Origin of the sequence: Citrobacter sp. Cpo030 (genome assembly GCF_030333005.1) — a bacterium.
Taxonomy (GTDB): Bacteria; Pseudomonadota; Gammaproteobacteria; order Enterobacterales; family Enterobacteriaceae; genus Citrobacter; species Citrobacter portucalensis.
In genome coordinates this window covers 418,178-442,673 of record NZ_JAOWGT010000075.1, presented here as the reverse complement: position 1 = coordinate 442,673, position 24,496 = coordinate 418,178, and the positions used below count along the sequence as shown (strand labels likewise).

Annotated in this window: 22 protein-coding genes; 11 read left to right on the top strand and 11 right to left on the bottom strand. The window is 52.7% G+C overall.

The annotated features are described in order from the left end of the window. Positions 1 to 543: 543 nt before the first annotated feature. From dld to OGY37_RS23315, 4 genes are all read left to right on the top strand, one after another. A complete protein-coding gene (gene dld / locus OGY37_RS23330; RefSeq protein WP_126319389.1) occupies positions 544 to 2,241 on the top strand; it encodes a D-lactate dehydrogenase in 1,698 nt (565 codons plus the stop codon). 74 nt (positions 2,242 to 2,315) lie between these two features. Further along, on the top strand, positions 2,316 to 3,035 hold the full coding sequence (locus tag OGY37_RS23325) for a (Fe-S)-binding protein (RefSeq protein ID WP_286622023.1): 720 nt from the start codon (positions 2,316 to 2,318) through the stop codon (positions 3,033 to 3,035). Between the two features lie 10 nt (positions 3,036 to 3,045). Continuing rightward, on the top strand, positions 3,046 to 4,473 hold the full coding sequence (locus tag OGY37_RS23320; RefSeq protein ID WP_149281689.1) for a LutB/LldF family L-lactate oxidation iron-sulfur protein: 1,428 nt from the start codon (positions 3,046 to 3,048) through the stop codon (positions 4,471 to 4,473). Next, the gene (locus OGY37_RS23315; RefSeq protein ID WP_279275226.1) at positions 4,466 to 5,161 is read left to right on the top strand and encodes a LutC/YkgG family protein; all 696 of its coding nucleotides are present in this window, start codon (positions 4,466 to 4,468) and stop codon (positions 5,159 to 5,161) included. Before OGY37_RS23320 ends, OGY37_RS23315 begins: the two co-directional genes overlap by 8 nt. Positions 5,162 to 5,210: 49 nt before the next feature. Here OGY37_RS23315 and gntP read toward each other — a convergent pair whose 3' ends face one another. Then, on the bottom strand, positions 5,211 to 6,554 hold the full coding sequence (gene gntP, locus OGY37_RS23310) for a gluconate permease GntP (protein ID WP_003033260.1): 1,344 nt from the start codon (positions 6,552 to 6,554) through the stop codon (positions 5,211 to 5,213). 261 nt (positions 6,555 to 6,815) lie between these two features. On the opposite strand from gntP, the gene uxuA reads away from it, so the two are divergent. The 5 genes from uxuA (at position 6,816) to OGY37_RS23285 (ending at position 12,544) form a co-directional block, all read left to right on the top strand. Beyond that, positions 6,816 to 8,000 (top strand): mannonate dehydratase, encoded by a 1,185-nt coding sequence (gene uxuA / locus OGY37_RS23305; RefSeq protein ID WP_003830090.1) that lies wholly within the window; start codon positions 6,816 to 6,818, stop codon positions 7,998 to 8,000. An 80-nt stretch (positions 8,001 to 8,080) separates the two neighbouring features. Then, positions 8,081 to 9,556 carry a fructuronate reductase gene (locus tag OGY37_RS23300; protein WP_286622019.1) on the top strand — a complete coding sequence of 492 codons (1,476 nt, stop codon included), beginning with the start codon at positions 8,081 to 8,083 and terminating at the stop codon, positions 9,554 to 9,556. 176 nt (positions 9,557 to 9,732) lie between these two features. Beyond that, positions 9,733 to 10,506 carry a Uxu operon transcriptional regulator gene (gene uxuR / locus OGY37_RS23295; RefSeq protein ID WP_032934226.1) on the top strand — a complete coding sequence of 258 codons (774 nt, stop codon included), beginning with the start codon at positions 9,733 to 9,735 and terminating at the stop codon, positions 10,504 to 10,506. Between the two features lie 627 nt (positions 10,507 to 11,133). Continuing rightward, a complete protein-coding gene (locus tag OGY37_RS23290) occupies positions 11,134 to 11,343 on the top strand; it encodes a hypothetical protein (protein WP_003830087.1) in 210 nt (69 codons plus the stop codon). 193 nt (positions 11,344 to 11,536) lie between these two features. Beyond that, on the top strand, positions 11,537 to 12,544 hold the full coding sequence (locus tag OGY37_RS23285; protein ID WP_286622016.1) for a porin: 1,008 nt from the start codon (positions 11,537 to 11,539) through the stop codon (positions 12,542 to 12,544). A 62-nt stretch (positions 12,545 to 12,606) separates the two neighbouring features. Here OGY37_RS23285 and OGY37_RS23280 read toward each other — a convergent pair whose 3' ends face one another. The 8 genes from OGY37_RS23280 to OGY37_RS23245 all read right to left on the bottom strand — a co-directional run bounded on the left by OGY37_RS23280 (position 12,607) and on the right by OGY37_RS23245 (position 19,513). Beyond that, a complete protein-coding gene (locus OGY37_RS23280; protein WP_032942287.1) occupies positions 12,607 to 13,008 on the bottom strand; it encodes a hypothetical protein in 402 nt (133 codons plus the stop codon). A gap of 191 nt (positions 13,009 to 13,199) precedes the next feature. Next, positions 13,200 to 14,387: an MFS transporter gene (locus OGY37_RS23275; RefSeq protein WP_279275224.1), complete on the bottom strand. Its 1,188-nt coding sequence runs from the start codon at positions 14,385 to 14,387 to the stop codon at positions 13,200 to 13,202. A 93-nt stretch (positions 14,388 to 14,480) separates the two neighbouring features. Further along, complete coding sequence (locus OGY37_RS23270; RefSeq protein WP_284962161.1) at positions 14,481 to 14,732, bottom strand: putative Se/S carrier protein; 252 nt, start codon at positions 14,730 to 14,732, stop codon at positions 14,481 to 14,483. Further along, complete coding sequence (gene yjiL, locus OGY37_RS23265; RefSeq protein ID WP_286622012.1) at positions 14,729 to 15,496, bottom strand: putative 2-hydroxyacyl-CoA dehydratase activator YjiL; 768 nt, start codon at positions 15,494 to 15,496, stop codon at positions 14,729 to 14,731. Before yjiL ends, OGY37_RS23270 begins: the two co-directional genes overlap by 4 nt. A gap of 9 nt (positions 15,497 to 15,505) precedes the next feature. Continuing rightward, a complete protein-coding gene (locus OGY37_RS23260; RefSeq protein WP_003830073.1) occupies positions 15,506 to 16,657 on the bottom strand; it encodes a double-cubane-cluster-containing anaerobic reductase in 1,152 nt (383 codons plus the stop codon). A 95-nt stretch (positions 16,658 to 16,752) separates the two neighbouring features. Beyond that, the gene (locus tag OGY37_RS23255; protein ID WP_149384496.1) at positions 16,753 to 17,217 is read right to left on the bottom strand and encodes a GNAT family N-acetyltransferase; all 465 of its coding nucleotides are present in this window, start codon (positions 17,215 to 17,217) and stop codon (positions 16,753 to 16,755) included. 13 nt (positions 17,218 to 17,230) lie between these two features. Continuing rightward, positions 17,231 to 18,511 carry a DUF445 domain-containing protein gene (locus OGY37_RS23250; protein WP_003830070.1) on the bottom strand — a complete coding sequence of 427 codons (1,281 nt, stop codon included), beginning with the start codon at positions 18,509 to 18,511 and terminating at the stop codon, positions 17,231 to 17,233. 75 nt (positions 18,512 to 18,586) lie between these two features. Next, entirely contained in the window at positions 18,587 to 19,513 is a 927-nt protein-coding gene (locus OGY37_RS23245) for a LysR family transcriptional regulator (RefSeq protein WP_181509605.1), read from the bottom strand. Between the two features lie 219 nt (positions 19,514 to 19,732). Here OGY37_RS23245 and OGY37_RS23240 point away from each other — a divergent pair, with 219 nt between their 5' ends. Further along, the gene (locus tag OGY37_RS23240) at positions 19,733 to 20,965 is read left to right on the top strand and encodes a dicarboxylate/amino acid:cation symporter (protein ID WP_286622009.1); all 1,233 of its coding nucleotides are present in this window, start codon (positions 19,733 to 19,735) and stop codon (positions 20,963 to 20,965) included. 30 nt (positions 20,966 to 20,995) lie between these two features. Then, complete coding sequence (gene metC, locus OGY37_RS23235; RefSeq protein ID WP_286622006.1) at positions 20,996 to 22,186, top strand: cystathionine beta-lyase; 1,191 nt, start codon at positions 20,996 to 20,998, stop codon at positions 22,184 to 22,186. A 79-nt stretch (positions 22,187 to 22,265) separates the two neighbouring features. Here metC and mdtM read toward each other — a convergent pair whose 3' ends face one another. Next, a complete protein-coding gene (gene mdtM, locus OGY37_RS23230; protein ID WP_003830061.1) occupies positions 22,266 to 23,507 on the bottom strand; it encodes a multidrug efflux MFS transporter MdtM in 1,242 nt (413 codons plus the stop codon). 324 nt (positions 23,508 to 23,831) lie between these two features. Beyond that, on the bottom strand, positions 23,832 to 24,482 hold the full coding sequence (locus tag OGY37_RS23225; RefSeq protein WP_063941056.1) for a LysE family translocator: 651 nt from the start codon (positions 24,480 to 24,482) through the stop codon (positions 23,832 to 23,834). Positions 24,483 to 24,496 lie beyond the last annotated feature (14 nt).

The following is a 24,496-nucleotide window of genomic DNA, read 5'->3' as shown; positions in this document are numbered from 1 at the left end:
AAAAAAATCGGCCCAGATCCGCGAAATTTTAATCAGCGAGTCAGCTTGGGAAGAAATGACCTGCTTATTCGCACCTTCCCCAGAGCAAACATTAAATATTCGTGCATTACAATTCCCGATTTACTTTTTTAGACTGAACTATATTTAGGGGGAAGGAAGCTACCTGAATAATAAAATAAAAAATGCAAACTGAATCGCTTCAGTGAAATAAAGTTATAAAGGTTAATAATTGTATAAATAATGTTATTTTTTTATTAAATATGAATAACCACTAAATATTACAACACCCATTAGAGTTAATCATTAATAGGTATGGGATGATCTTTGCAATAAATGAAATAAGTGTTTTGGCATCCCCTCAAAGGGCGAGGTATGAATTATATGGCGGTGATAATTTCATTAAAAAAATGTGAGCGGTACCGAAAGAAATAAAATGGGGTATTGCATGTGGATATTGATTGAGGGAATATTCTGTTTTGTCATACAAATGAACTTATAGCCATTTTCACTGGCCCTGATATAAGGAGCGGAGAGCCGCCCTCCATGAAACATACTGATAATAAGACCTTTTTGACGACTCTTACCCAATTGGTTGGCCCTGCTCATATCCTCACTGAACCGTCAAAAACTGCGCGTTACCGTAAGGGATTCCGCTCGGGTCAGGGTGATGCTCTGGCGGTGGTTATCCCCGGCTCTTTGCTTGAACTCTGGAAAGTCCTCAGCGCCTGCGTTGAGGCCGATAAAATAATCCTGATGCAGGCGTCGAACACAGGCCTGACCGAGGGTTCGACGCCAAATGGTAATGACTACGACCGCGAGATCGTCATTATCAGCACGCTGCGGCTGGACAGTCTGCATGTGCTGGATGAGGGCAAGCAGGTGCTGGCTTATCCTGGCACCACGCTGTACTCGCTGGAAAAGGCGCTGAAGCCGTTTGGCCGTGAGCCGCATTCGGTGATCGGCTCTTCGTGCATCGGCGCGTCGGTTATCGGCGGTATCTGTAATAACTCGGGCGGTTCTCTGGTCCAGCGAGGCCCGGCTTACACCGAGATGTCGCTGTTTGCCCGCATTGATGAACAGGGACGCTTGCAACTGGTCAATCACCTTGGCATTGAGCTAGGTCAGACGCCAGAGCAAATCCTTGCCCGGCTGGATAACAATGCGATTGAAGCCGCGCTCGTCAACCATGACGGGCGTCACGCGCACGATCACGACTATGTTAGCCGCGTGCGGGACATCAATGCCGACACGCCAGCACGTTACAACGCTGACCCGGATCGCTTGTTTGAATCCTCTGGCTGCGCGGGCAAGTTAGCGGTGTTTGCCGTGCGTCTGGATACCTTTGAAGCCGAGAAGAACCAGCAGGTCTTTTATATCGGTACCAATCAGACTGATGTCCTGACCGAGATTCGCCGCCACATCCTGGCGAATTTTACAAACCTGCCGGTAGCTGGGGAGTATATGCACCGCGATATCTATGATATTGCAGAGAAATACAGCAAAGATACCTTCCTGATGATCGACAAACTTGGTACGGACAAAATGCCGTTCTTCTTCAACCTGAAGGGGCGTACCGAGGCCATACTTGAGAAGGTGAAGATTTTTCGTCCGCACTTTACCGACCGCGCTATGCAGGCTTTTAGCCATCTGTTCCCGAGCCATCTCCCGGCGCGGATGAAGACCTGGCGCGATAACTATGAACACCATCTAATGCTGAAAATGTCAGGCGATGGTGTGGCCGAAGCCCAGGCATGGTTAACGGACTATTTTAAATCGGCCGAGGGCGCGTTCTTTACCTGTACCGCGGAAGAGGGCAGTAAGGCGTTTCTGCATCGTTTTGCCGCTGCGGGCGCTGCCATTCGTTATCAGGCCGTTCATTCCGATGAGGTTGAGGATATTCTCGCGCTGGATATTGCATTACGCCGTAATGATACCGAATGGTATGAGCATTTACCGGCAGAAATTGATAGTCAGTTGGTGCATAAACTCTATTACGGTCATTTTATGTGCTATGTCTTCCATCAGGATTATATCGTTAAAAAAGGCGTAGATGCCCACGCGTTAAAAGAACAGATGCTGGAATTACTGCGCCAACGCGGAGCGCAATATCCGGCGGAACACAATGTCGGTCATCTGTATAAAGCGCCGGAAAATTTGGCTCGTTTTTATCAGGAGAATGATCCGACCAACACTATGAACCCAGGCATTGGTAAAACCAGTAAACAGAAAAACTGGGCATGAAATATGAATGAACATTTGTTTGATATCGCGATATCAAGCGCAATAAACAGAAATGAAGCAATGGAGTAGTTATTGTGAATGTAAATTTCTTTGTTACCTGCATTGGTGACGCACTGAAATCACGGATGGCACGAGACTCCGTATTGCTGCTGGAAAAACTGGGTTGTCGCGTTAATTTCCCCGAGAAGCAAGGGTGTTGCGGTCAGCCAGCCATCAACAGCGGTTACATCAAAGAGGCGATCCCCGGGATGAAAAACCTGATCGCCGCGCTGGAAGACAACGACGATCCGATTATCTCCCCGGCGGGCTCCTGCACATACGCGGTAAAAAGCTACCCAACGTATCTGGCCGATGAACCTGAATGGGCGCTGCGTGCTGAGAAAGTTTCCGCGCGTATGCAGGATCTCACCTCCTTTATCGTCAACAAACTGGGCGTGGTGGACGTTGGCGCCAGCCTGCAGGGTCGCGCTGTGTATCATCCTTCCTGTAGCCTGACCCGCAAACTGGGGGTGAAGGAAGAGCCGTTCACGCTGCTGAAAAACGTGCGCGGACTGGAGCTGTTGACGTTTGCCGATCAGGACACCTGCTGCGGCTTTGGCGGAACGTTCTCGGTCAAGATGGCCGAGATATCCGGTGAGATGGTGAAAGAGAAAGTCTTACATCTGATGGATGCAAAGCCGGAATATTTGATTGGCGCAGACGTCAGCTGCCTGCTGAACATTGGCGGCCGACTGCAACGGGAAGGCCAGCCGGTCAAAGTGATGCATATTGCTGAAGTGCTGATGAGCCGCTGAGGGGAAAGAGATGTCGATAAAAACCAGCGATGTAGAATTTAAACTGCGCATTCGTCAGCAGATAGAAGATCCGATCATGCGCAAAGCCGTGGCTAATGCGCAGGAGCGTATCGGCGCAAATCGGCAAAAAATGGTCGATGAGTTAGGCCACTGGGAAGACTGGCGCGATCGTGCCAGTCAGATCCGCGATCACGTTCTGAGCAACCTCGACGCTTACCTGTACCAACTCTCCGAGAAAGTGACGGAAAACGGCGGACACGTCTATTTCGCCAAAACCAAAGAAGACGCCACTCGCTACATTTTGCAGGTCGCGCAGAGTAAAAATGCGCAGAAGGTGGTGAAGTCCAAGTCGATGGTGACCGAAGAGATCGGCATCAATCATGTGCTGCAGGATGCCGGAATCCAGGTGATCGAAACCGATCTCGGGGAATATATCCTGCAGTTGGATCAGGATCCGCCTTCGCACGTCGTGGTTCCGGCTATTCATAAAGATCGCTATCAGATCCGCCGCGTGCTGAACGAACGTCTGGGGTATGACGGCCCGGAAACCCCGGAAGCCATGACCTTGTTCATTCGTCAGAAGATCCGTGAGGATTTCCTCAGTGCCGAAATCGGTATTACCGGCTGTAACTTTGCCGTGGCGGAAACCGGCTCGGTGTGTCTGGTGACCAACGAAGGCAACGCGCGCATGTGCACCACGCTGCCGAAAACGCACATTGCGGTGATGGGTATGGAGCGTATCGCGCCGACCTTTGCCGAGGTGGATGTGCTGATCACCATGCTGGCGCGCAGCGCCGTGGGCGCACGTCTGACGGGCTACAACACCTGGCTGACCGGCCCGCGCGAGGCGGATAACGTTGACGGACCGGAAGAGTTCCATCTGGTGATTGTCGATAACGGTCGCTCGCAGGTGCTGGGCTCAGAGTTTCGCGATGTGCTGCGCTGCATCCGCTGCGGAGCCTGTATGAACACCTGTCCGGCATACCGCCACATCGGCGGACACGGCTATGGCTCTATCTATCCAGGACCTATCGGCGCGGTGATTTCTCCGCTGCTCGGCGGCTATAAAGATTTTAAAGACCTGCCGTACGCCTGTTCTTTATGCACGGCCTGTGACAGCGTCTGCCCGGTGCGCATTCCTCTGTCAAAACTGATCCTGCGTCATCGCCGGGTGATGGCCGAGGAGGGCATTACGCCGAAAGCTGAGCGACGGGCGATCAAAATGTTCGCTTATGCCAATAGCCATCCGGGGCTGTGGAAAGTGGGGATGATGGCGGGCGCGCATGCGGCGAGCTGGTTTATCAATGGCGGCAAAACCCCGCTCAAGGTTGGCGCGATTGGTGACTGGATGGAGGCGCGCGACCTGCCTGATGCTGACGGCGAGAGCTTCCGTAGCTGGTTTAAAAAACATCAGGCGCAGGAGAAAAAGAATGGATAACCGTACCGCGTTTTTAAACACCATCGCCCAGGCGCTGGGTCGCCCGCTGCGTTTCGAACCGCAAGCGGATGCCGCGCCGGTTAACAACTATGCCAACGAGCGCCTGACCGAACTTAGCCCGCAGCAGCGCTGCGATGCGTTCATCCAGTTCGCCAGCGAAGTGATGCTGGCTCGCTGCGAGCTGACTCGCGAGGACCTGGCCGCAGACGCGGCGTTACGCCTGTGTGAAGAGTTGGGTCGACAACCAGTGATGTTGAGCGGCGACAGTCGGCTGGTGGATCTGGGTATCACCGAACGCTTGCAGCAGGAATGCAACGCCGTGGTCTGGGATCCGGCGCGTGGTAGCGAAAATATTACCCAGGCCGAGCAGGCGAAAGTCGGCGTAGTGTATGCCGAATATGGCCTGACCGAGTCCGGCGGCGTGGTGCTGTTTTCCGCACCGGAGCGCGGGCGTTCCCTGAGCCTGTTGCCGGAGTCCTCGATTTTCGTGCTGCGTAAAAGCACCATCCTGCCGCGCGTGGCGCAGCTGGCAGAAAAACTGCATCAGAAAGCACAGGCCGGTGAGCGTATGCCATCGTGCATTAATATCATCAGTGGACCCAGCTCGACGGCGGATATTGAGCTTATCAAGGTGGTTGGGGTACATGGCCCGGTGAAGGCGGTGTATCTGATTATTGAGGATTGTTGAGACAGGATGGAAAACCGCTCTGGCGCTGTGGGCCAGAGCGGTATTAACGTTATGCAATCATGCTGATGATCAACACGATAATCAGGCCAACCACGGAGTTCACCAGCTCCAGCAGACCCCAGGTTTTCAGCGTATCCTTCACCGACAGGTCAAAGTAGCCTTTGAACAGCCAGAATGAAGCATCGTTAATATGGGTCAGGGTGTTGGAGCCCGCCGCCGTTGCCAGTACCAGCAACGCCGGGTCGACGCCGACCAGTTGACCGGTTGCCGGGTCGAGGATTGCTGCGCTAATAATCCCCGCGGCCGTCATGGCTGAGACCACGCCCTGACCCGTTGCCAGACGAATCAGCACGGTTATCAACCACGCCATGATGTAGGGAGAAATATTACCGTGCGACATCAGCATGCCGATGGTATCGCCGATGCCGGTATCGATAATGGTTTGCTTCAGTACGCCGCCCGCGCCGATGATCAGGATCACCATGGCGATGCTTTTCACCGCGTTTTCAAAGGCGTTCATTACCCACTGCATGTCATGACCGCGCGCGGTACCAAACAGCACGAAGGCGACAACCATGGCGATAAACATTGCAATCGGCGAGGAGCCTAAGAAGTTGACCACTTCCCACGCCTGCGTCCCTTTCACCAGCCAGATGTTGGCGATGGTGGTGGAGATCATGATGATCGCCGGGATCAGCGGCACCAGGATAGAAACTCCGAAGGACGGCAGGTTGTTCTGGTCAACCGGTACGTCGGCCTTCATGAATGACGGCGTTGGACGATCGAGGTTGCCGAGGAATTTCGGCAGAATAAGCCCGGCGCAGATCACGCTCGGAATGGTCACCAGGATACCGTAGATGTAGACCATGCCCATGTCAGCGCCGTAGGCGTTAACCAGCGCGACCGGACCCGGCTGCGGTGGGAACAGTGAGTGAGCGGTGGTGGCGGCGGCAACCGCAGGAATCGCCAGCTTGAGGAACGGGATCTTCGCTTCCGCGGCAATGACGATCACCAGCGGTGCCAGCATAATAAACGCAACTTCATAGAACATCGCCAGGCCGAAGATCAGACCAATAATGATCACCGACAGCTGCACGTAACGTAGACCGAGTCGCGCCAGCAGCGTATGGGCAATCTGATGCGCCGCCCCGGAGTCAACCATCAGCTTACCGATGACTGCCCCGAATACCACGATAATCGCCAGCTCACCCAGCGTGCTGCCAAAGCCGGATTTCATGGTATGCAGCAGTTCCATTAAATCCATTCCCGCCAGCATACCGACCGAGAGTGCCGCCAGCAGCAGGGCGACCATCGAGTTTATTTTGAATCTTAAATTGAGCACCAGCATCAGGCCGATGCCGAATACAACCCACAGAATATTGAGAACGTGCATATAACGTCTACCTTACTTTGGTTGAACTATTATGGTTTTGGTTGAGATGTTACATATATTGGTCAACCTATGATGCGATGGATGTCACATTGCGTTACATGTTTACATTAATACTGGGTTGTCTGGGCGTAAAAAGGCGATCTAATCAGCAAGTATCGTGATTTGGTTAACCAATTTAACGCTTCAGGTTGACATGTAATACCAAAAGGAGGAATTTATGTGCCATATCGTCGAGTCCATAACGTAAATGAGGAATAAAACATGGAACAGACATGGCGCTGGTATGGTCCTAACGATCCGGTCACCTTAGCGGATGTACGTCAGGCGGGTGCTACGGGCGTTGTTACCGCCTTGCACCATATCCCGAACGGGGAAGTGTGGACGGTTGATGAGATCCTAAAACGCAAAGCCATTATTGAGCAGGCGGGCCTGGTATGGTCGGTCGTCGAAAGCGTACCGATCCACGAAGACATTAAAACCCGTTCCGGCAACTATCAGCAGTGGATTGCCAACTACCAGCAAAGCCTGCGTAACCTGGCCGAGTGCGGCATTCGTACCGTGTGCTACAACTTTATGCCGGTTCTCGACTGGACCCGTACCGACCTGGAATACGTCCTGCCGGACGGCTCCAAAGCGCTGCGTTTCGATCAAATTGAATTTGCCGCCTTTGAGCTGCATATCCTCAAACGCCCGGGCGCGGAAGCGGACTACACCGCCGAAGAGATTGCGCAGGCGCATGAACGCTTCACCACCATGAGCGAAGAAGACAAAGCACGTCTGACCCGCAATATCATCGCCGGTTTGCCGGGCGCGGAAGAGGGCTACACGCTCGACCAGTTCCGCCAGCATCTTGAACGCTATAAGGATATCGATAAAGCTGCGCTGCGTGAGAATTTTGCCGTCTTCCTGAAGGCGATTATTCCTGTAGCAGAAGAGGTCGGTGTGCGCATGGCGGTACACCCGGACGATCCGCCGCGCCCAATCCTTGGCCTGCCACGCATTGTTTCCACCGTGGAAGACATGCAGTGGATGGTCGATACGGTCAACAGCATGGCGAACGGTTTCACCATGTGTACCGGCTCCTACGGCGTTCGTGCGGATAACGACCTGGTCGACATGATCAAACAGTTTGGCCCGCGCATTTACTTCACCCATTTGCGCTCCACGCTGCGTGAAGATAACCCGAAAACTTTCCATGAAGCGGCGCATCTTAACGGCGACGTCGACATGTACGAAGTGGTGAAAGCGATCGTTGAGGAAGAACAGCGCCGTAAAGCCGAGGGCAAAGAGGATCTGATTCCTATGCGCCCGGACCACGGTCACCAGATGCTTGACGACCTGAAAAAGAAAACCAACCCAGGTTACTCCGCGATTGGTCGCCTGAAAGGCCTGGCGGAAGTACGTGGCGTTGAGATGGCTATCCAGCGCGCTTTCTTTAGCCGCTAAAGCAGTGTTGCCGGTCGCCTGTCTGGCCGGCTTTTTTCTTTTCTCTCCGTTGGTCTTTCCGACGGGATCTGGAGTTCACGATGACAACGACAATTGCCAATAGCAACCTGCCGGTTGCACGCCCTGCATGGGACAGCTCTCGTCTGCAATCCCGCATTGTTCACCTGGGATGCGGCGCTTTTCACCGCGCGCATCAGGCGCTGTACACCCACCATCTGCTGGAAACCACCGACAGCGACTGGGGTATCTGTGAAGTTAACCTGATGCCGGGTAATGACTGCATACTGATTGAAAACCTGCGCAAGCAACAATTGCTGTATACCGTGGCGGAAAAAGGCGCGGACAATACCGTGCTGAAAGTGATTGGCTCAATGAAAGAAGCCCTGCACCCGGAGCTTGATGGCTGTGATGGTATTTTACAGGCCATGGCGCGCCCGCAGACGGCAATTGTCTCGCTGACGGTCACGGAAAAAGGCTACTGCACCGATGCCGCCAGCGGTCAGTTAGATCTCAATAACCCACTGATTAAACACGATCTGGCAAATCCGGCCGCGCCGAAGTCGGCGATTGGTTACATCGTACAGGCGCTGCATCTGCGTCGTGAGCAGGGACTGGCGGCCTTTACCGTGATGTCCTGCGATAACGTGCGTGAAAATGGGCATGTGGCGAAAGTCGCGGTGCTGGGCCTGGCGCAGGCGCGTGACCCGCAGCTGGCGCAGTGGATTGAAGCAAACGCCACTTTCCCGTGTACCATGGTAGACCGCATTGTTCCGGCGGCAACGCCTGAAACGTTGCAGGAGATTGCCGACCAGTTGGGCGTTTACGATCCGTGCGCTATCGCCTGCGAACCGTTCCGCCAGTGGGTGATTGAAGACAACTTTGTTAACGGTCGCCCTGACTGGGACAAAGTCGGCGCACAGTTTGTTGCCGACGTAGTACCGTTTGAAATGATGAAACTGCGCATGCTCAACGGTAGCCACTCTTTCCTCGCTTATCTGGGCTATCTTGGCGGTTATGAAACCATCGCTGACACCATGACCAATCCAGCGTACCGCAAAGCGGCGTTTGCACTGATGATGCAGGAGCAAGCGCCAACGCTGTCGATGCCGGAAGGTACCGATCTCAACGCCTACGCGACGCTGCTGATCGAGCGTTTCAGCAACCCGTCTCTGCGCCACCGTACCTGGCAGATTGCGATGGACGGCAGCCAGAAACTGCCACAGCGTCTGCTGGATCCGGTGCGTCTGCATCTGCAAAACGGCAGCAGCTGGCGTCATCTGGCACTGGGCATCGCGGGCTGGATGCGCTACACCCACGGTGTGGATGAACAGGGGCAAGTCATTGATGTTGTCGACCCAATGCAGGCCGAATTCCAGCGCATTAACCAACAGTTCCAGGGAGCCGAACGGGTGACGGCGCTGCTGGGGTTAAGCGGCATTTTTGGTCACGATCTGGCGGAAAACGCCGATTTTGTGGAAACGATTATCGCGGAGTATCAACAGTTGTGTGAACACGGCGCACGCGAGTGCGTTGCAGCGTTAAGCGCTGACGCATAACCTCCCAGGTATGACGGGTCAATCAAAATACTAATTTGGTTGACCCGTTTTCTGTTTTTGGCTTCCCGCAAATGCTATAGTTCAGGCGAAAAAAACGTTATTGGTAGGCCGGATAAGGTGTGCGCAGTCATCCAGCCTCCGGATTCTGAATTGACGCATCTGACGGACATAACACGATGAAATCAAACACTTCTCAGCAAAGACCCTACCAGGAAGTGGGTGCAATGATCCGCGATCTGATTGTCCAGACGCCGTACCTGCCTGGTGAGCGCTTACCGCCGGAGCGTGAAATCGCCGAGAGGCTCAATGTCACTCGCACGGTGGTGCGCGAAGCGTTAATCATGCTGGAAATTAAAGGTCTGGTGGACGTGCGTCGTGGTGCCGGGATCTACGTACTCGACAATGCAGAAGCTCAGACTATCGACAGTTCGGATGTGAATCATTGCAATGATGCAGGCCCGTTTGAGCTGCTACAGGCGCGACAGCTGCTGGAAAGCAACATCGCCGAATTTGCCGCGCTGCAGGCCACCCGCGAAGATATCGTCAAAATGCGCCAGGCGTTGCAGCTGGAAGAGCGGGAGCTGGCCTCCAGCGAACCCAACGGTTCTGAAAGCGGTGACATGCAGTTCCATCTCGCTATCGCCGAGGCCACGCATAACAGCATGCTGGTGGAGCTGTTCCGCCAGTCATGGCAGTGGCGCGAGAACAACCCGATGTGGATCCAGCTTCATAGCCATCTCGATGATACCCACTATCGTAAAGAGTGGATGGGTGACCACAAGCAGATCCTGGCGGCGTTAATCAAAAAGGATGCTCGCGCGGCCAAGCTGGCGATGTGGCAGCATCTGGAAAACGTCAAACAGCGCCTGCTGGAGTTTTCAAATGTTGATGACATCGACTTCGATGGCTATCTGTTTGACTCCTGGCCGCTGGATAAAGTTAACGCTTGATTTTACCACCTCTCACGCGGGCTGTTGCGGCCCGCTCGGCATTGCATAACAACCTTTCTTTTCACGTCTTAAACCTCATGTAAAAAATGGTTTCCATAGTCTTCAATGATCATTTTTTTCGCCGCCCCTGTGTGATGTAAATTGATTTTCATCAATTAAAAACAACTTATTTTTGCTTGCGAAAAAATGTGCTATTTACCTTATTTTTACCTTTTTGTGCTTATTTTTAGACAATACAGGTCTGTATTAAGTGAGAATCAAAGTGATTTCCGCTGCAGATAGTGCAGGGCCGCCTGGCAAAACAGCGCATAAAAACTGGTGGTTTGCGTAAAAGTAGACATTAATAATGGCATGTAACTCATTGTCTGTAGTGATGTTTTGATTGAGCATTATTATTAATGTGAATGATTCGTGGCTTTTTAATCATATGAATAAAAACGGATGTATGTAAAGCTAACATTACACATTATTCTATAATCAAGTTATCTTTCATTTGAAATAACGTTCCAGTTTTTTGTTCTTTATTAACAGTTTCATTACTATTGTGACTGTATTTTGCCGTTGACATGTTTTTACACTGACTGCATATTTCATCGCCATAAGCGTGTTTGCGTTCAGGAGATGATTATGCCCTCTCGAGATTACCCTGATATCCGAAAAGCCAGGGGAACCCGATCAAAAGATATGGTTCTATTAAGTGCCCGTGTCGATACTTCTCTATGGGAATATGTTCGGACGCTGGCATTTGAAACTCGTAAAAGTAAACAAGACATTATTGCCGAGGCATTAATGTTGCATCGCTCTATTAATGAGAGCACAAGCGAAGAATCTAAGTAATTACTCTCTGTTCGGGTTTTCTTTAAAACCAAAAATTGAAAAAGGTCTTGCCACTTCATTATTGCCTTTATTGGTATATTTTTTCGGTGTGTTATTGGTGTTTCCCCTTATCTGGAGGGGACTTTTTTATGTGGGCATCCCGCCTTCATAACAAAGTTGATAGCAAAATTCACAATTAAAAGTGAGTAATAACATGAAAAAGTCAGTAGTGGCATTAGCTGTAATGGCATTAGGGGTAACCTCCGTTCATGCAGCGGAAATTTATAATAAAGATGGCAACAAACTGGATCTGTACGGCAAAGTAAAAGCGGTCCATTCCTGGACTGACGGCACCGATGCCGATGGTACCTACGCGCGTCTGGGTTTTCGCGGTGAGACACAAATCAACGATCAACTGACCGGTTATGGCCAATTTGAGAGTCAGTTTGATGCCTCTAAAGCAGAAGGTTCTCAGAATGGCGTTAACACACGTCTGGCGTTTGCTGGCCTGGATTACGGCCATGACGTTAGCTTTGACTACGGTCGTAACTACGGTATCGCTTACGACGTGGGAGCTTACACTGACACTCTCTCAGAGTTCGGCGGTGACTCCTTTGAAAATACTGACCGCTTCCTTACTACACGCACTTCTGGCGTTGCAACACTCCGTACCAAAAATCTGTTTGGTGCCGTTGATGGTCTGAACGTTGGTGCGCAATATCAGGGGCAGGACGATACCAATACGGATCCGACCAAACAGCACGGCAACGGCTACGGCTTCTCCCTGGGTTATGACAATATCGCGGATTCTGGCGTATCTGCCATTGCGGCCTACACAACCAGCGCGGTGACTGCTCAGCAGAAAAAAAATGGCTGGGATGGCGAAAACGCAGAGTTCTGGGGCGCTGGCCTGAAATATGATGCTAACGCTATCTACGTTGCAACCATGTACGGTGAGTCTCACAACCTGATTCAGGATGCGGACAAAGCGCAGCACTTTGAAGCGATGGCGGCCTATGTGTTTGATTTTGGTCTGCGTCCGAACGTGGGCTACGTCCATACGCGTGACAACAACAATAACGATCTGACCGAATACGTTGCGCTGGGCACAGACTACTACTTCAACAAAAACATGGTTGCTGATGTGGGTTACAAAATTAACCTGCTCGATGGCAAAGACGGCGACAATCAGGTTGTTGCGGGTCTGACCTATCAGTTCTAAGTAGTTATACTAGTACGAAAAAGGCGTCTTGGTTAAGACGCCTTTTTTACATCTGCTGGAGTTTAAACCGGCTGACTCTCTTTCATCTGTACACCGCTAAACAGCCATTGCCAGATGCCCACTTTTACCCATGCGACCACGCAGAGGATCAGATAAAAAAGCGGATTATGGGTAATGGTAACGCGCATGACTTCCATTAAATCCACATGCAAATTTCCGGCAATTGCCATATTGATAACAAAAATAGAGGCCACCGCGCTGGCCAGTAAAATAAGTATGGCATGTAACTTTGTTATCTCCGGTAACTTGCCAGAGGCCCATTGCCATAAGAATGTTGTTGATAACAGGAAGATAATAAACAATCCCAGTGCGCCAAACAGGCCAAAGTCTTTATAATCCTTTAGCGTGCCAATTAAACCCGCCAAAATAATTAACCCCAGTAGTATTTTTTTAAACCACGACATGTGCCTTTCCCGAAGATGGTGTTGATGTTGAATTAATATGTCCATTTTTACGCATTTTAAATTGAGTTTATAAATGAACTGCCGGGAATTATAAATTGTCTGACGGGTAATTGCCGATTATTTGCGGTTTATTAAATGCTGACATTTAATTGCGGACTAATCCGAATATATCTTCTTTAGACGTTAGCCGGTTATACCCTTTTGGGCGAGGCGAAACGCTGTTTGTATAATTGCGTGAGGCTGATAATTGCCGCAATAAACAACGCGACCGCGCCGCACACCGTGGCGTTAACGATCGCCTGTGCGCCGCTTCCCAGCAGGCTGGTTAATAGCGGACCAAGTATTTGCCCAATGCCGTAAGTCAGAGTGACCAGGCCCAGCAGATTAATATTGCGCGGTACGCTAAGTTGTCGGGCAAGCGGCATCACCAGTGAAGTGGTTCCCATAAACGTTGCGCCAAACCCCATGCTGCTTATCACCAGCAGCGGCAAGGAGCCGCTGGCGAGCGTCATGACCACGCAGGCGCTTTGAATCAGCAAATTCGCCGTCAGGCATTGCAATACACCCCAGCGTCGGGCGGCCCACAGCCAGGCGAAACACCCCGGAATTATTGATATGCCGACCAGCGACCACAGATGGGCAGTCAACAGCGGCGAACCGGCGCTTTTCGCCATCAGCGGCAGGTAGGTGGCGACAATGATGTAGCCAAATCCGGCCAGCCCGTACAGTAGCGCCAGCAGCCACCAGGACATAGGCTGATACTCTGTTTTTACCGGGGCCGCAGCGGGGAGCACGTGGTCGCGAGATGGCAGGAGTATAACCAGTAGCACGAAGAACAGAGCCGAGGCTGCCGCTGCGCCCAGCCAGAGCGTGTGCGATGAAAGCGCAAAATGCAGACCGATAATGACATATTCATTGCCCAGCAAAATGCCTGCACCAACGCCGGAGAACAACGCCGCGATCACGAAGGGATGCCGGGTATGATGCAGGACGATCATTGAGCCAAAGATCATCATACCGGCACTGGCGACGCCTGCCAGAAAGCGGATCAGCATCACCAGCGCGGGCTGCGTAAAGCTGGCCATCGCCAGAATCAGCCCTGCGGTAGCGAGCGCGGACGTTAGCAACATCGGGCGTAAGCGTGAGGGAAGATGAAAGAGCCCGAAGGAGAAGAGCAGGCTTCCCGCCAGATACCCGGCGTAGTTGGCGCTGGCAATCCAGGAGAGTTGGTCAAACGTAAATTGACCTTCCGACAGCAGCACCGGGAGCATTGGCGTATACAGAAAGCGCCCAATTCCCATACCCAGCGTTAAGACCAGCATGCCAAACAGCGCGACGCTGATGGCATGACGATTTGAATCTGGGCTTCCCTGGGACATACGAACTCTCATTTCGCGCTGTTAGCTGATAATTGTTATATTACATGCGTAAATGATAATGAAAAGTAAAATAAAAAATTGCCCCAGCCGCGTTCAGGAAGAGGGGAAAGTGGCAAGGCAGCGCCAGTCTCCGTTTTCAAGACGGTAGATAGATTCGGTATGACCCGGAATTATCCACTCATCCTCCTTGCCAGCAACACAGTCGATGTAAATGCACAGCCCGCAGCCACCGCGTAGCTCGCGGGGAATATCTGCCACCCGAAAGCACATACCCGCAGCCTGTAGCGCTTTACGCGTTTTGATGACGCCGAGGGTAGTATGAAACAAGAACAGTGTTTCCTTCACTCACGTTTCCCCTGACGCTGACCAATTAACGCGGCCCCAATCGCCCCAGCAAACTGCGCGTCGGGATGCGTGTGTACGGGAATGCCAATGTGGCCTTCAAGCATACGAGCAAAGGCGTGACAGTGGCTTACTCCCCCGGTAAATAACAGTGGAGCCTGCCCTGAAAGCCGTCCGATGAAATTCGCGCTGCGTCGGGTCATCGCGTTGATCACACCTGCTAAAATGGCCTCCGGCGCGACACCCGCAGAGCGCAGGCTGATAACCTCTGACTCGGCAAAAACCGTACACATGCTGGTGATGGCATGTGGTTCGACGCCAGCGGTAATCGCATCTAGCTGCTCTACGCTGGCGCCGAGCGTGCGTGAGATGACTTCCAGAAATCGTCCGGTCCCTGCCGCACATTTGTCGTTCATCAAGAAATCGCTGAGGTTGCCATCATCATCTAACTGGATGACTTTACTGTCCTGACCGCCGATATCAATCACTGTGCGGGTGCCGGGAGCCAGCAAGCGCGCCCCCAGCCCGTGGCAGGAAATTTCAGTGACCTGTTTGTCGGCATAATCCACGAGCTGCCGTCCGTAGCCAGTGAGGGTTAAAAATGGTCTATCGTTCAGCCCCGCTTGCAGCGTTTCCCATGCCTGCGCGATCGCTTCGGCAGGGCGAAAAGGTGTTGGGCAGAGGAAGCGACGTCTGATGACGTTCCTTTCCAACAAAATACCTTTAGTCGCCGTGGAGCCGGAATCGATCCCTATTGAGTATGTCATCCCTGTTCCTCACAACATTTCAATGAACGCGGCGACACGAGTGCTAAGTTGGCCGATATCCGCGCTGGAGTAGTCGGTTTCAATAGCGATATAGGGAATGTTGTGCTGCTGGCGGACGTGGCGTTTAATGGCCAGTGATTCAACGGCGTAAGTGTGGCAAGCCTGTAAAATGACATCGACGACGCCGTCAGCCTGGTACTCTTCAACCATTTGGCTGAGCATTTTCAGACGTTGATCGTTAGGGGAAATACATGAGCAGCCGATGGCGAGGTATTTATCGGTCAGCGCGTCGTAGACGTCGCCAGTTTCCTCCACGCACTGTTCAGTGGCTTTCGCCCCGGTGCAGTTTTCATAGCCCACCACCCAACCGCCGTTTTCTTCAATGGCACGAACCACTTTTTCTGCCGCGCCGCCGATGGGGCAGCCGGTTATCAGTATGCGTGGACGCGATGCCAGACGTTTCCCGGCCTGCCATTCCTGATGTACCCGCTCGGCCATGCTATTAAGCTCGTCGATCAGCGCTGCTTTATCAAAGCGGAAGGTTGCACCGTAGACGACTTTCAGAATGTCACTGCCGCTGAGTGCGGGTGGGTTGAGCTGACCAACGCGGTAGAAGTTTGCCAGTGCACGACGTTCCTGGTTTTTGAGAATGACGGCTTCACGTAGCGCGGCTTCGGTTATCGGGGTGCCAAAACGGGCTTCGATTACCTGCTGCAAACGCAGGATCTCGGCTTTCCACAGCGCCCGCGAAGCCGCATCACTGGCGCTGTTGGGCAGTTGCATCACATGTACCGCTTTAAATTCAGCCATGTACTCGTACATCTTCTTTTTACCATCGCAGGTCGTTTCGCCCACCACCAGGTCAGAGAAGTAGAAGTACGGACATTTATCCGTTTTACCAAACCCGTAGCTGCTTTTGATCAGTGGACACAGGTTTCGTGGCAGATCTTTTTCGGCCTCTTCAATCGTTTCATCAGAGGTTGAGCATAGCGAAACGACGACCGCGCCTGCCGCCATCGCTATCTCCTGCGGCATAAAGGTGCAATAGGTCCCAACGAGCGGGATACCCTGCTCTTTAAGATCCATTACGGTGAGAAAACCTTTCTGACGGGCGTCGGAGAATTGATTAAAAATGGCGGGTAAATCGGTGATTAGTGACATGATTTTCCTTCCCCGTAACACGGGAGACAGTAAAAAGACGTCGCATTATAACCATGCAATTTATCTGGCTTTATTGATGTACAACAATTGTGCGCTTACAGATTACGACTGTAGACCCGTGAGACTTCCCCCCACGGATGATAGCCCGGCCCGTCAAAGTAAAATCCCGCTTTCTCGTATAAGCCTTCCAGGTCAGTACACAAATGGAGCTGCATAAAGCCTAACTGTCTGGCCTGTTGCGCAATATGTTCAATCAGGCGAAATGCCAGACCGTGACCACGATAGCGAGGATCGATATAGAGTGCGCATAGCCACGGCCACAGTTCGCCGCGACTGATAAAATCATTAGTGATCAATCCGGCGCAGCCAACAATGCTGTCGCCGTCCTGCAGCCAGTACCACTGCGGTAGCGGGTTCTTTGCGCCAATGCAACGATGCAGCGCATCTTCGTATACCTTCACGGAGTCTTCTGAGGCCCATTGTTGCTGAAAGTAAGCGGTGACCTCGTGCAGTTTTTCCGGTGTTTCGCGCAGGGAAAAAATGCGGATGTTCATCGTCATTGAATTTTTCTCCTTAAAAATTCGCCAGCGTCAGCAGGGAAGGAATTTGCGACAACAGATATAACACCAGCCCAATAGAACCGCCAACCAGCGTGCCGTTGACGCGGATAAACTGCAAATCTTTACCGATGTTCAGCTCGATTTGCTGCGACATATCGCGTGCATCCCAGCTTTTCACCGTGTCGCTGATATGGCGCGTCAGGAAGGTGGCGAACTCTGGCGCTACTTTATGCGCGGCCTGCTCCAGATGCCCATTCAGTGAGGCGCGCAGGGCGCTGTCGGCTACCAGCGTTTCGCCGAACCACTGCCCGGCGCTGGCGATGCGCTGCTTCACGCGGGAATCATCGGCGTTAATGTCGGTTTTCACCCACTGACGCAGATCTGCCCACAGCTCGCCAAGATAACGGTTGAAGGCTTCATCTTCCTTCAGATAGCTTTTCAGGCTTTCGGCCCGCACGGCCATCTCCGGATCGTGTTTGAGCTTATCGATGAGCTTAAACGTGGCGCGATCGAAGGCATGGCGGATCTGATGTGCGCGATCGTGGCTGATGTCATCCAGCAAGGAGTTAACGGCATCAGACACCAGCTCGGCGCTGTGCTCGCCCAGCCATTCGGTTGGCAGGATCTTCGCTTTCAGCGGATGCTCGGTTTCCAGCCAGTGCACGACCTGTCTGGCGATAAACGCTCGCGAGCTGTCGCGCTGGAGCAGGGCGATCAGTTGGGCGATCAGCGTGTCGAGTAGCACCTGATGGCGATTGTTTTTGGTCATGCTTTCCAGCATCAGCGCACTGGTACCTGAGAGATCGACCTTGTCGATGGCTTTGTGCACCGCCCGCTTGATCAGCCGCTGAATGCGCGAGTCGTCGGTCAGTTCGAGAAAACCGCTCATGATCTGCAGCAGATGCTGGCCAATACGCTGGGCGTTTTCCGGCTGGCTGAACCAGTTGCCGATCAACAGCGCCGGTTCATGGCGGCGGATCAGCGCGACCAGCGACTGGGTATCGAGAAATTTTTCCTGGACAAATTGCCCGAGATTTTCGCCGATCCGATCCTTATTGCGCGGGATAATCGCCGTGTGCTGCGAGATAAACGGGATCGGCACCCGGCGAAAAAGCGCCACCACGGCAAACCAGTCCGCCAGCGCGCCGACCATCGCCGCTTCGGCGATCGCTTTGATCCCAAGCACCCAAAAGTTAGGCGGCAGAAACAGCGTGATGACGAAGGTGGCAGCGGCAATCAGCAGTAATGAGAGCGCCAGTCGCTTGGCGCGTTTGAGTTCAGCAATTTTATTCATAGGCTTAAGGATAGAGCCAGACGGGGGGATCGCGCAAAAAATGTGGAGTACCTCCCATTTTCAGGTGGGCTGGGCTTACTCCGGGATCCAGTTGTCCCAGGCGGGCAAGGGGCCGAGTTCCGTCACCAGAAAATCGATAAACGATCGCACCTTCGGATTGCTGTACTTGCTGGGAAAGTACAGCGCATACAGGGCGTGAGTTTCACAGGTGATAGTGCCGTCGAGCATCAGCGGCGTTATCTCTTCTTTTTGAATATGATCGCCAATCAGATAGGTGGGCAAATACGCCACTCCCTGATCTTCTAACACTGACTTCAGCAATACCAGGCTGCTGTTGGCCTGGATCGGCATATGCAGTTTCAACTGATGCAGACGATCCTGTTCATCCGCCACTTTCAGTACCGGCGTGAGGCCTGGATAAACCAGACAATCATGATCCACCAGATCGCTTCGACGCTGGGGCATGCCTTTTTTGGCGAGGTAGCCGGGTGAGGCACAGTACGCCCAGCGAACAGGCACCAGCTTGCGCATCGCATAGTTCTGCGGCGGTGCGGTGGAGATGCGCAGGGCGATGTCGAAATCCGTTTCGTTCAGATTCACAAAGTTATCGTTGAGATCGATATACAGATTCACATCCGGAAACTGGGAGCGATATTTATCCACCAGGTTCACCAGCCGGGAATAACCAAACGCAATTGAGCAGGTTATGCGTAATTCACCCTGCGGGCTGTGGTAATAACCGGAAGTGGTATTCAGCGTTTCATCGAATTCTTTCAAAAGCTTATTAGCGCGGTTGAAGAGATATTGCCCTGCGTCGGTCAGGGTAATACTGCGGGTGGTGCGTTTAATTAAAGTCGTGCCCAGCGTGTCTTCCATCGCAGCCAGACTTTTGCTGACCGCAGATGGCGATACGTTGAGCTGCGCCGCGGCTTCTGACAATCCTCCGCAGTCGACGATTTTAGTAAAAAACTCCAGATGCTTGAGTGATATCGGCGTACTCATAGTTTCCTTTAATTCACAATTGATTTGCAAAAACGGTACGAATAGGCCGTTACATTCGCGTTTTAAACATGCAACTATTGAATCACAGGAAACAACTTGCTGGCAAAATGAAAAAATAACAACTTAGGTGAGTTACGTCACAAAATAAAAGGAGGCGGAACGGAAACTCATCACATTGTGAATTTAATCTCATTAATTATTATTCTAAAGGTACCGATTATGTGGTCACGACTCGAACCCTACAAATCGTCGATTATTTTATTAGTTGCTCTGGTGATTGGCGGCTTATTAGGTATTTATGCCCCATCGTTTGCAAGTAAACTCCAGCCAATAGGCCAGATATTCTTAAACCTGTTATTTATGATTATTGTGCCGCTGGTGGGTATCAGCGTTATGTCTTCGATCGCCAGTATGACCGACCTGAAAAGGCTGGGACGCATTATGGCGATTATCTTTATTGTTTCGATCGCTATGGCCTTTATTCCGGCGGCCGGGATCGTCGCGCTGGCGCTCTGGTATAACCCGGCGCAGGGCGTCACTATCGATCTCTCGCAGTCGGTGCAGGCGGGCAGCGGTAAGATGGATTTTGTCAGTATGATCACCACCAGCGACTTTATCGGACTGTTTTCTAAGTCCAATATTCTGGCGCTGATCGTAATGGCGATCATCGCCGGTGTCGCAATTGGCCAGTCGGATCAGGCCGGTAAACGCATTGCGTCGCTGCTGGAAGACGCCAATACCGTGATCATGAAGATCGTGTCGATCATTATGAAGGTCGCGCCGATTGGTCTGGGCTGCTACTTCGCCGCCACCATGGCCAGTCAGAACTCTGCACTACTGTTAACCTTTGCCCGCGCCATCGGCCTGTTTATGGTTGCCACGCTGGTCTACTTTGTCTTTGGCTCGATTCTCTATTCGTATATTGGCGGCGGTATTCCGGCGGTCAAAGCCTTTTGGCGTAACGCGATTGAACCGTCTGCGACCGCGCTGGGGACCTGCTCTTCACTGGGGACGCTGCCGGTGACGCTGCGTGCCGGTAAGGCGATGGGGATTAACCCGGAAATCGTTGATGTCTCCATTCCGCTGCTGGTTAACCTCAACAAGGGCGGCGTGGCGATGATTGCCGCGCTAAAAATTGTCTTTATCTATTCCGTGCTGGGCATGGAATTCACCACCGAAACCTTCTTCCTGACGATGCTGATTGCGGTGCTCTCCGCCATTATCGTTGGTGGCGTACCGGGCGGGGCGTTCCTCGGTGAAATCTTTATCGTCACCACGCTGGGCCTGCCGATGGAAGCAATCCCGATGCTGGTGGTGCTGGGCACCATTACCGATGCGCCGGCCACACTGATTAACGTTATCCATGATTTGAATGCGGCGCAGATTGTTGAACGGTTCGCTGGAAAAAAGCAGACCAACACTGAAATAAACTCTACTGCTGCGGTGGTATAGGTCTCACACGGATTAAGAACAGGAGATGTTATGAAAGACGCAATGAAGCTTGAAACGCACCTGGTTGTTGCTGGTCGTGACAAACGCTACACCCAGGGAGCGGTGAATCCGGTTATCCAACGCGCCTCTTCACTGGTATTTGATACCGTGAAGGACAAGAAATTTGCCACCGCCAATCGCGCTAACGGCGAGCTGTTTTACGGTCGTCGCGGAACCTACACCCACTTTGCCTTTCAGAAGGCAATGAGCGAGCTGGAAGGCGGCGTTGGCTGCGCACTGTACCCTTGCGGCGCTGCGGCGGTGACTAACGCGATTCTGGCGTTTGTTCAGGGTGGTGATCATATTCTGATGACGGGCGCGGCCTATGAACCAACCCAGGATTTTTGCAATAAGATCCTGAGTAAATTCAACGTGGAAACAACGTATTACGATCCGCTGATTGGTGCAGGTATCGTCGATCTTCTGCGTCCGGAAACGAAGGTGGTATTCCTTGAGTCACTAAGTTCTATCACCATGGAAGTCCAGGACGTGCCGGGGATGGTGAAGGCTATCCGCGCGGTGAATCCGGAGATTGTCATTATGATCGACAACACCTGGGCGGCAGGCGTGCTGTTCAACGCGCTGGATTATGGCGTGGATATTTCCATTCAGGCGGGAACGAAGTACACCATCGGCCATTCGGACGCCATGCTGGGCACGGCGGTGTCCAACGCCCGGTGTTGGGATCGTTTACGCGAAAACTCCTATCTGATGGGGCAAACGCTGGATGCCGATACGGCCTACAACGGCAGCCGCGGATTGCGCACCCTGGCGGTACGCCTTAAGCAGCATCAGGAGAGCAGCATCCATATTGCCCGCTGGCTGTCGGCAAGGCCGGAAGTGGCACGGGTGAATCATCCGGCATTACCGGAATGTCCGGGCCATGAGTATTTTCAGCGTGATTTTATCGGAAGCTCAGGCCTGTTCTCGTTTGTGCTGAAAAAGAGACTGACCGACGAACAGATGGCGAATTTCCTCGATAACTTCTCGCTGTTCCATATGGCCTATTCGTGGGGCGGATTTGAATCGCTCATTCTGGCGAACCAGCCGGAAGAGCTGAACAGCATTCGCCCGGCTGGAGGGGTGGATTTCAGCGGTACGCTGGTCAGGGTGCATATCGGCCTTGAGGATATCGACGACCTGATTGCCGATCTGGAAGCGGGATTTGCACGCATTGCGTAAGGTGAGGTGAGCGTAGCCGGATGCGGCGCAAGCGCTTATCCGGCCTACATAGTTGTCGTAGGCCGGATAAGCGGGCAGGTTAGTTTTCAGTGGCTAACGTCGTTGCCTCATGCTGGCGTACCCGTTTGAGTAAACCTGCCAGCGTGAACACGACAGTGAGCCCTGCCGCAACCGCCAGCAGATGAAACGAAATCCTGCCGCCGTTAAACCATAGCCAGCGCCCAATTTCGACAGAAACCGCCATCACCGTCAGGATTACCATATTCAACGATGCGGAAACCGTACCCTTCGGTAAGTTGTTGGAAAACAGTGTAAAGCGGAACAGCGTCGGGAAGATCATCCCAATACCAAACGCATACAGGCTGGTCCCCAGCACCGACCACAGCCAGACGTGCGGCCACAGTAAATTGCCGACAATCAGCACTGCCAGCCCGCTCAGCTGTATAGGTGCGGCCCGCCAGATGAAGCGTGGTTGGGTCGGATCTTTCACGAAACGAACCACCACCATATTGGCGACGATCACTGCGCCGAACACCGGGGCCTGTGCCCAGGCAAACTCCGATGTGGTCATGCCGCCAGCATCGATCAGAATAACCGGTGAGACCGCCACCCAGCTCATCATCGGGATATAGCTTAACGACAGCGTGGCAGCGCCAAACAGGAACACCCGGTTGCGGAAAACGTCGCGGAAATCACGCACTACGCCGCGGGCACTGAACGGCACCGCGCCGCGCTGGACGGTTTCCGGCATGGCTAACATTAACCCAATCAGGGCGATAAGCCCCATGACGGCAATGATGGCAAACAGGATCTTCCAGTGTACAAAGTGCATCAGCGCGGCCCCGGAGAGCGGGCCGATAACCGGTGCAACCAACACAATGGAAGTGATTATCGCCATTAACTTAATGGCCTTCGTTTGCCCAAACGCCTCCTGCACCGTGACATAGCCAACGGTCGCGATAAAGCAGATGCTGGTGCCCTGCACAAATCGGGCTACCAGAAATTGCGTCATTGAGGTGGTGAACAGCGTGGCAGCGCAGGCGAGGGTAAAGATTAACGCCCCCGCAATCAGCACGGGTCGACGGCCAATTCGGTCGGAAAGCGGCCCCAGCAGCCATTGCAGCGCCATGCCGCCCGCCAGATAGAGGCTCACCGCGGCGGGTGCCAGGCTAACATCGGCGTTGAAATCACGTACCACATTGATGATGCCAGGCTGGATCAGGTCCGTCGACAGATAGGCGGCGAAGTCATATAAAATCAACGCGACAGGAAAAAATAGCGTTGTGGCGCGTTGGGAGAAAAACGCGAGAATCCGTTGCATAAAACAGCTCCTTGTCGGGAGAAAACCCTCAACGGGAATAGCGAAATTCAATACCGTCTTTGAGACGTCAGACCGATGACAGAAAAAAGCAGACTGCAAATGTACTGAATTTCATGTAATCAAAAACGCTGTCTGCGCGAAGCGCAAACAGAAGATACGCTCACTGACGCGGGGTCAGAAAACGTAACGATTACAGGTAACAATCAGCACATCGCACCTCAGGAAGAGTAAGTTGAACGGGTAATAACCATCCGCAGTGTAATGCGGATTGGATATTAATTAAACGAGTTTATCCGGTTTATGTGCAGAAAATCGCCCTGGAAATCAGACTACGATGCTCGGCAAAAACCGCAGCGCGATGGCACAACCGAAGATAATCAATACACCCCCAGCGATACGTTCTACCCATAATATCCCTCTGGATAACCGTCGCTGGATCTGCGGTAAACCGATGAACATCACGATCAGCAGATCCCAGCACAGCACTACGCTGGTCATCCAGATCCCGCTCATGGTTTGTTGCAGCAGCGTCACCGACGGGCCGAGCAGGGCGGTCATTAGCGCCAGATAGAACAGCGCATTTTTTGGGTTGAGCAGTGACGAACCCAATCCCAGCAGTAGCTGTTTGCCAAATCCTGGACAGGTAGACTGGGTGTCTGTTCCGGTCAGCGTTTGCGGGCGGCTGCGTACCAGCAGGCTGCCAATCCACAATAAATAAAGCGCGCCCAGCAGCTCAATAACCGTAAACAACAGGGGAAGCTGGCGCAGGATCCCCCAACCGATAATTGCCAGCAGAACATACAGCCCGTTGCCGAAAGCGATCCCCACGCACAACCCGGCGCTGCCGCGCATCCGGTATCGTGCGGCGTAACCGACCAGTAAAAAGAAGTCCGGCCCGGGGCTAAGCAATGCGACGAAATGCGCCAGCGCCAGCGCGGGAAAAGCAGAAGGAAAAAGTACAGAAAGCAGCGACATAGCGACCTCAGAGA

Excerpts from the sequence above, each read along its gene's own strand:
- OGY37_RS23320 (WP_149281689.1), top strand. The coding sequence starts at position 3,046 with ATGTCGATAAAAACCAGCGATGTAGAATTTAAACTGCGCATTCGTCAG.
- yjiL (WP_286622012.1), bottom strand. The coding sequence starts at position 15,496 with ATGACATACTCAATAGGGATCGATTCCGGCTCCACGGCGACTAAAGGT.
- uxuR (WP_032934226.1), top strand. The coding sequence starts at position 9,733 with ATGAAATCAAACACTTCTCAGCAAAGACCCTACCAGGAAGTGGGTGCA.
- OGY37_RS23285 (WP_286622016.1), top strand. The coding sequence starts at position 11,537 with ATGAAAAAGTCAGTAGTGGCATTAGCTGTAATGGCATTAGGGGTAACC.
- OGY37_RS23250 (WP_003830070.1), bottom strand. The coding sequence starts at position 18,511 with ATGAATAAAATTGCTGAACTCAAACGCGCCAAGCGACTGGCGCTCTCA.
- mdtM (WP_003830061.1), bottom strand. The coding sequence starts at position 23,507 with ATGCAACGGATTCTCGCGTTTTTCTCCCAACGCGCCACAACGCTATTT.
- OGY37_RS23240 (WP_286622009.1), top strand. The coding sequence starts at position 19,733 with ATGTGGTCACGACTCGAACCCTACAAATCGTCGATTATTTTATTAGTT.
- dld (WP_126319389.1), top strand. The coding sequence starts at position 544 with ATGAAACATACTGATAATAAGACCTTTTTGACGACTCTTACCCAATTG.
- metC (WP_286622006.1), top strand. The coding sequence starts at position 20,996 with ATGAAAGACGCAATGAAGCTTGAAACGCACCTGGTTGTTGCTGGTCGT.
- OGY37_RS23225 (WP_063941056.1), bottom strand. The coding sequence starts at position 24,482 with ATGTCGCTGCTTTCTGTACTTTTTCCTTCTGCTTTTCCCGCGCTGGCG.
- OGY37_RS23280 (WP_032942287.1), bottom strand. The coding sequence starts at position 13,008 with ATGTCGTGGTTTAAAAAAATACTACTGGGGTTAATTATTTTGGCGGGT.
- OGY37_RS23300 (WP_286622019.1), top strand. The coding sequence starts at position 8,081 with ATGACAACGACAATTGCCAATAGCAACCTGCCGGTTGCACGCCCTGCA.
- OGY37_RS23275 (WP_279275224.1), bottom strand. The coding sequence starts at position 14,387 with ATGTCCCAGGGAAGCCCAGATTCAAATCGTCATGCCATCAGCGTCGCG.
- OGY37_RS23245 (WP_181509605.1), bottom strand. The coding sequence starts at position 19,513 with ATGAGTACGCCGATATCACTCAAGCATCTGGAGTTTTTTACTAAAATC.
- OGY37_RS23260 (WP_003830073.1), bottom strand. The coding sequence starts at position 16,657 with ATGTCACTAATCACCGATTTACCCGCCATTTTTAATCAATTCTCCGAC.
- uxuA (WP_003830090.1), top strand. The coding sequence starts at position 6,816 with ATGGAACAGACATGGCGCTGGTATGGTCCTAACGATCCGGTCACCTTA.
- OGY37_RS23290 (WP_003830087.1), top strand. The coding sequence starts at position 11,134 with ATGCCCTCTCGAGATTACCCTGATATCCGAAAAGCCAGGGGAACCCGA.
- gntP (WP_003033260.1), bottom strand. The coding sequence starts at position 6,554 with ATGCACGTTCTCAATATTCTGTGGGTTGTATTCGGCATCGGCCTGATG.
- OGY37_RS23315 (WP_279275226.1), top strand. The coding sequence starts at position 4,466 with ATGGATAACCGTACCGCGTTTTTAAACACCATCGCCCAGGCGCTGGGT.
- OGY37_RS23255 (WP_149384496.1), bottom strand. The coding sequence starts at position 17,217 with ATGACGATGAACATCCGCATTTTTTCCCTGCGCGAAACACCGGAAAAA.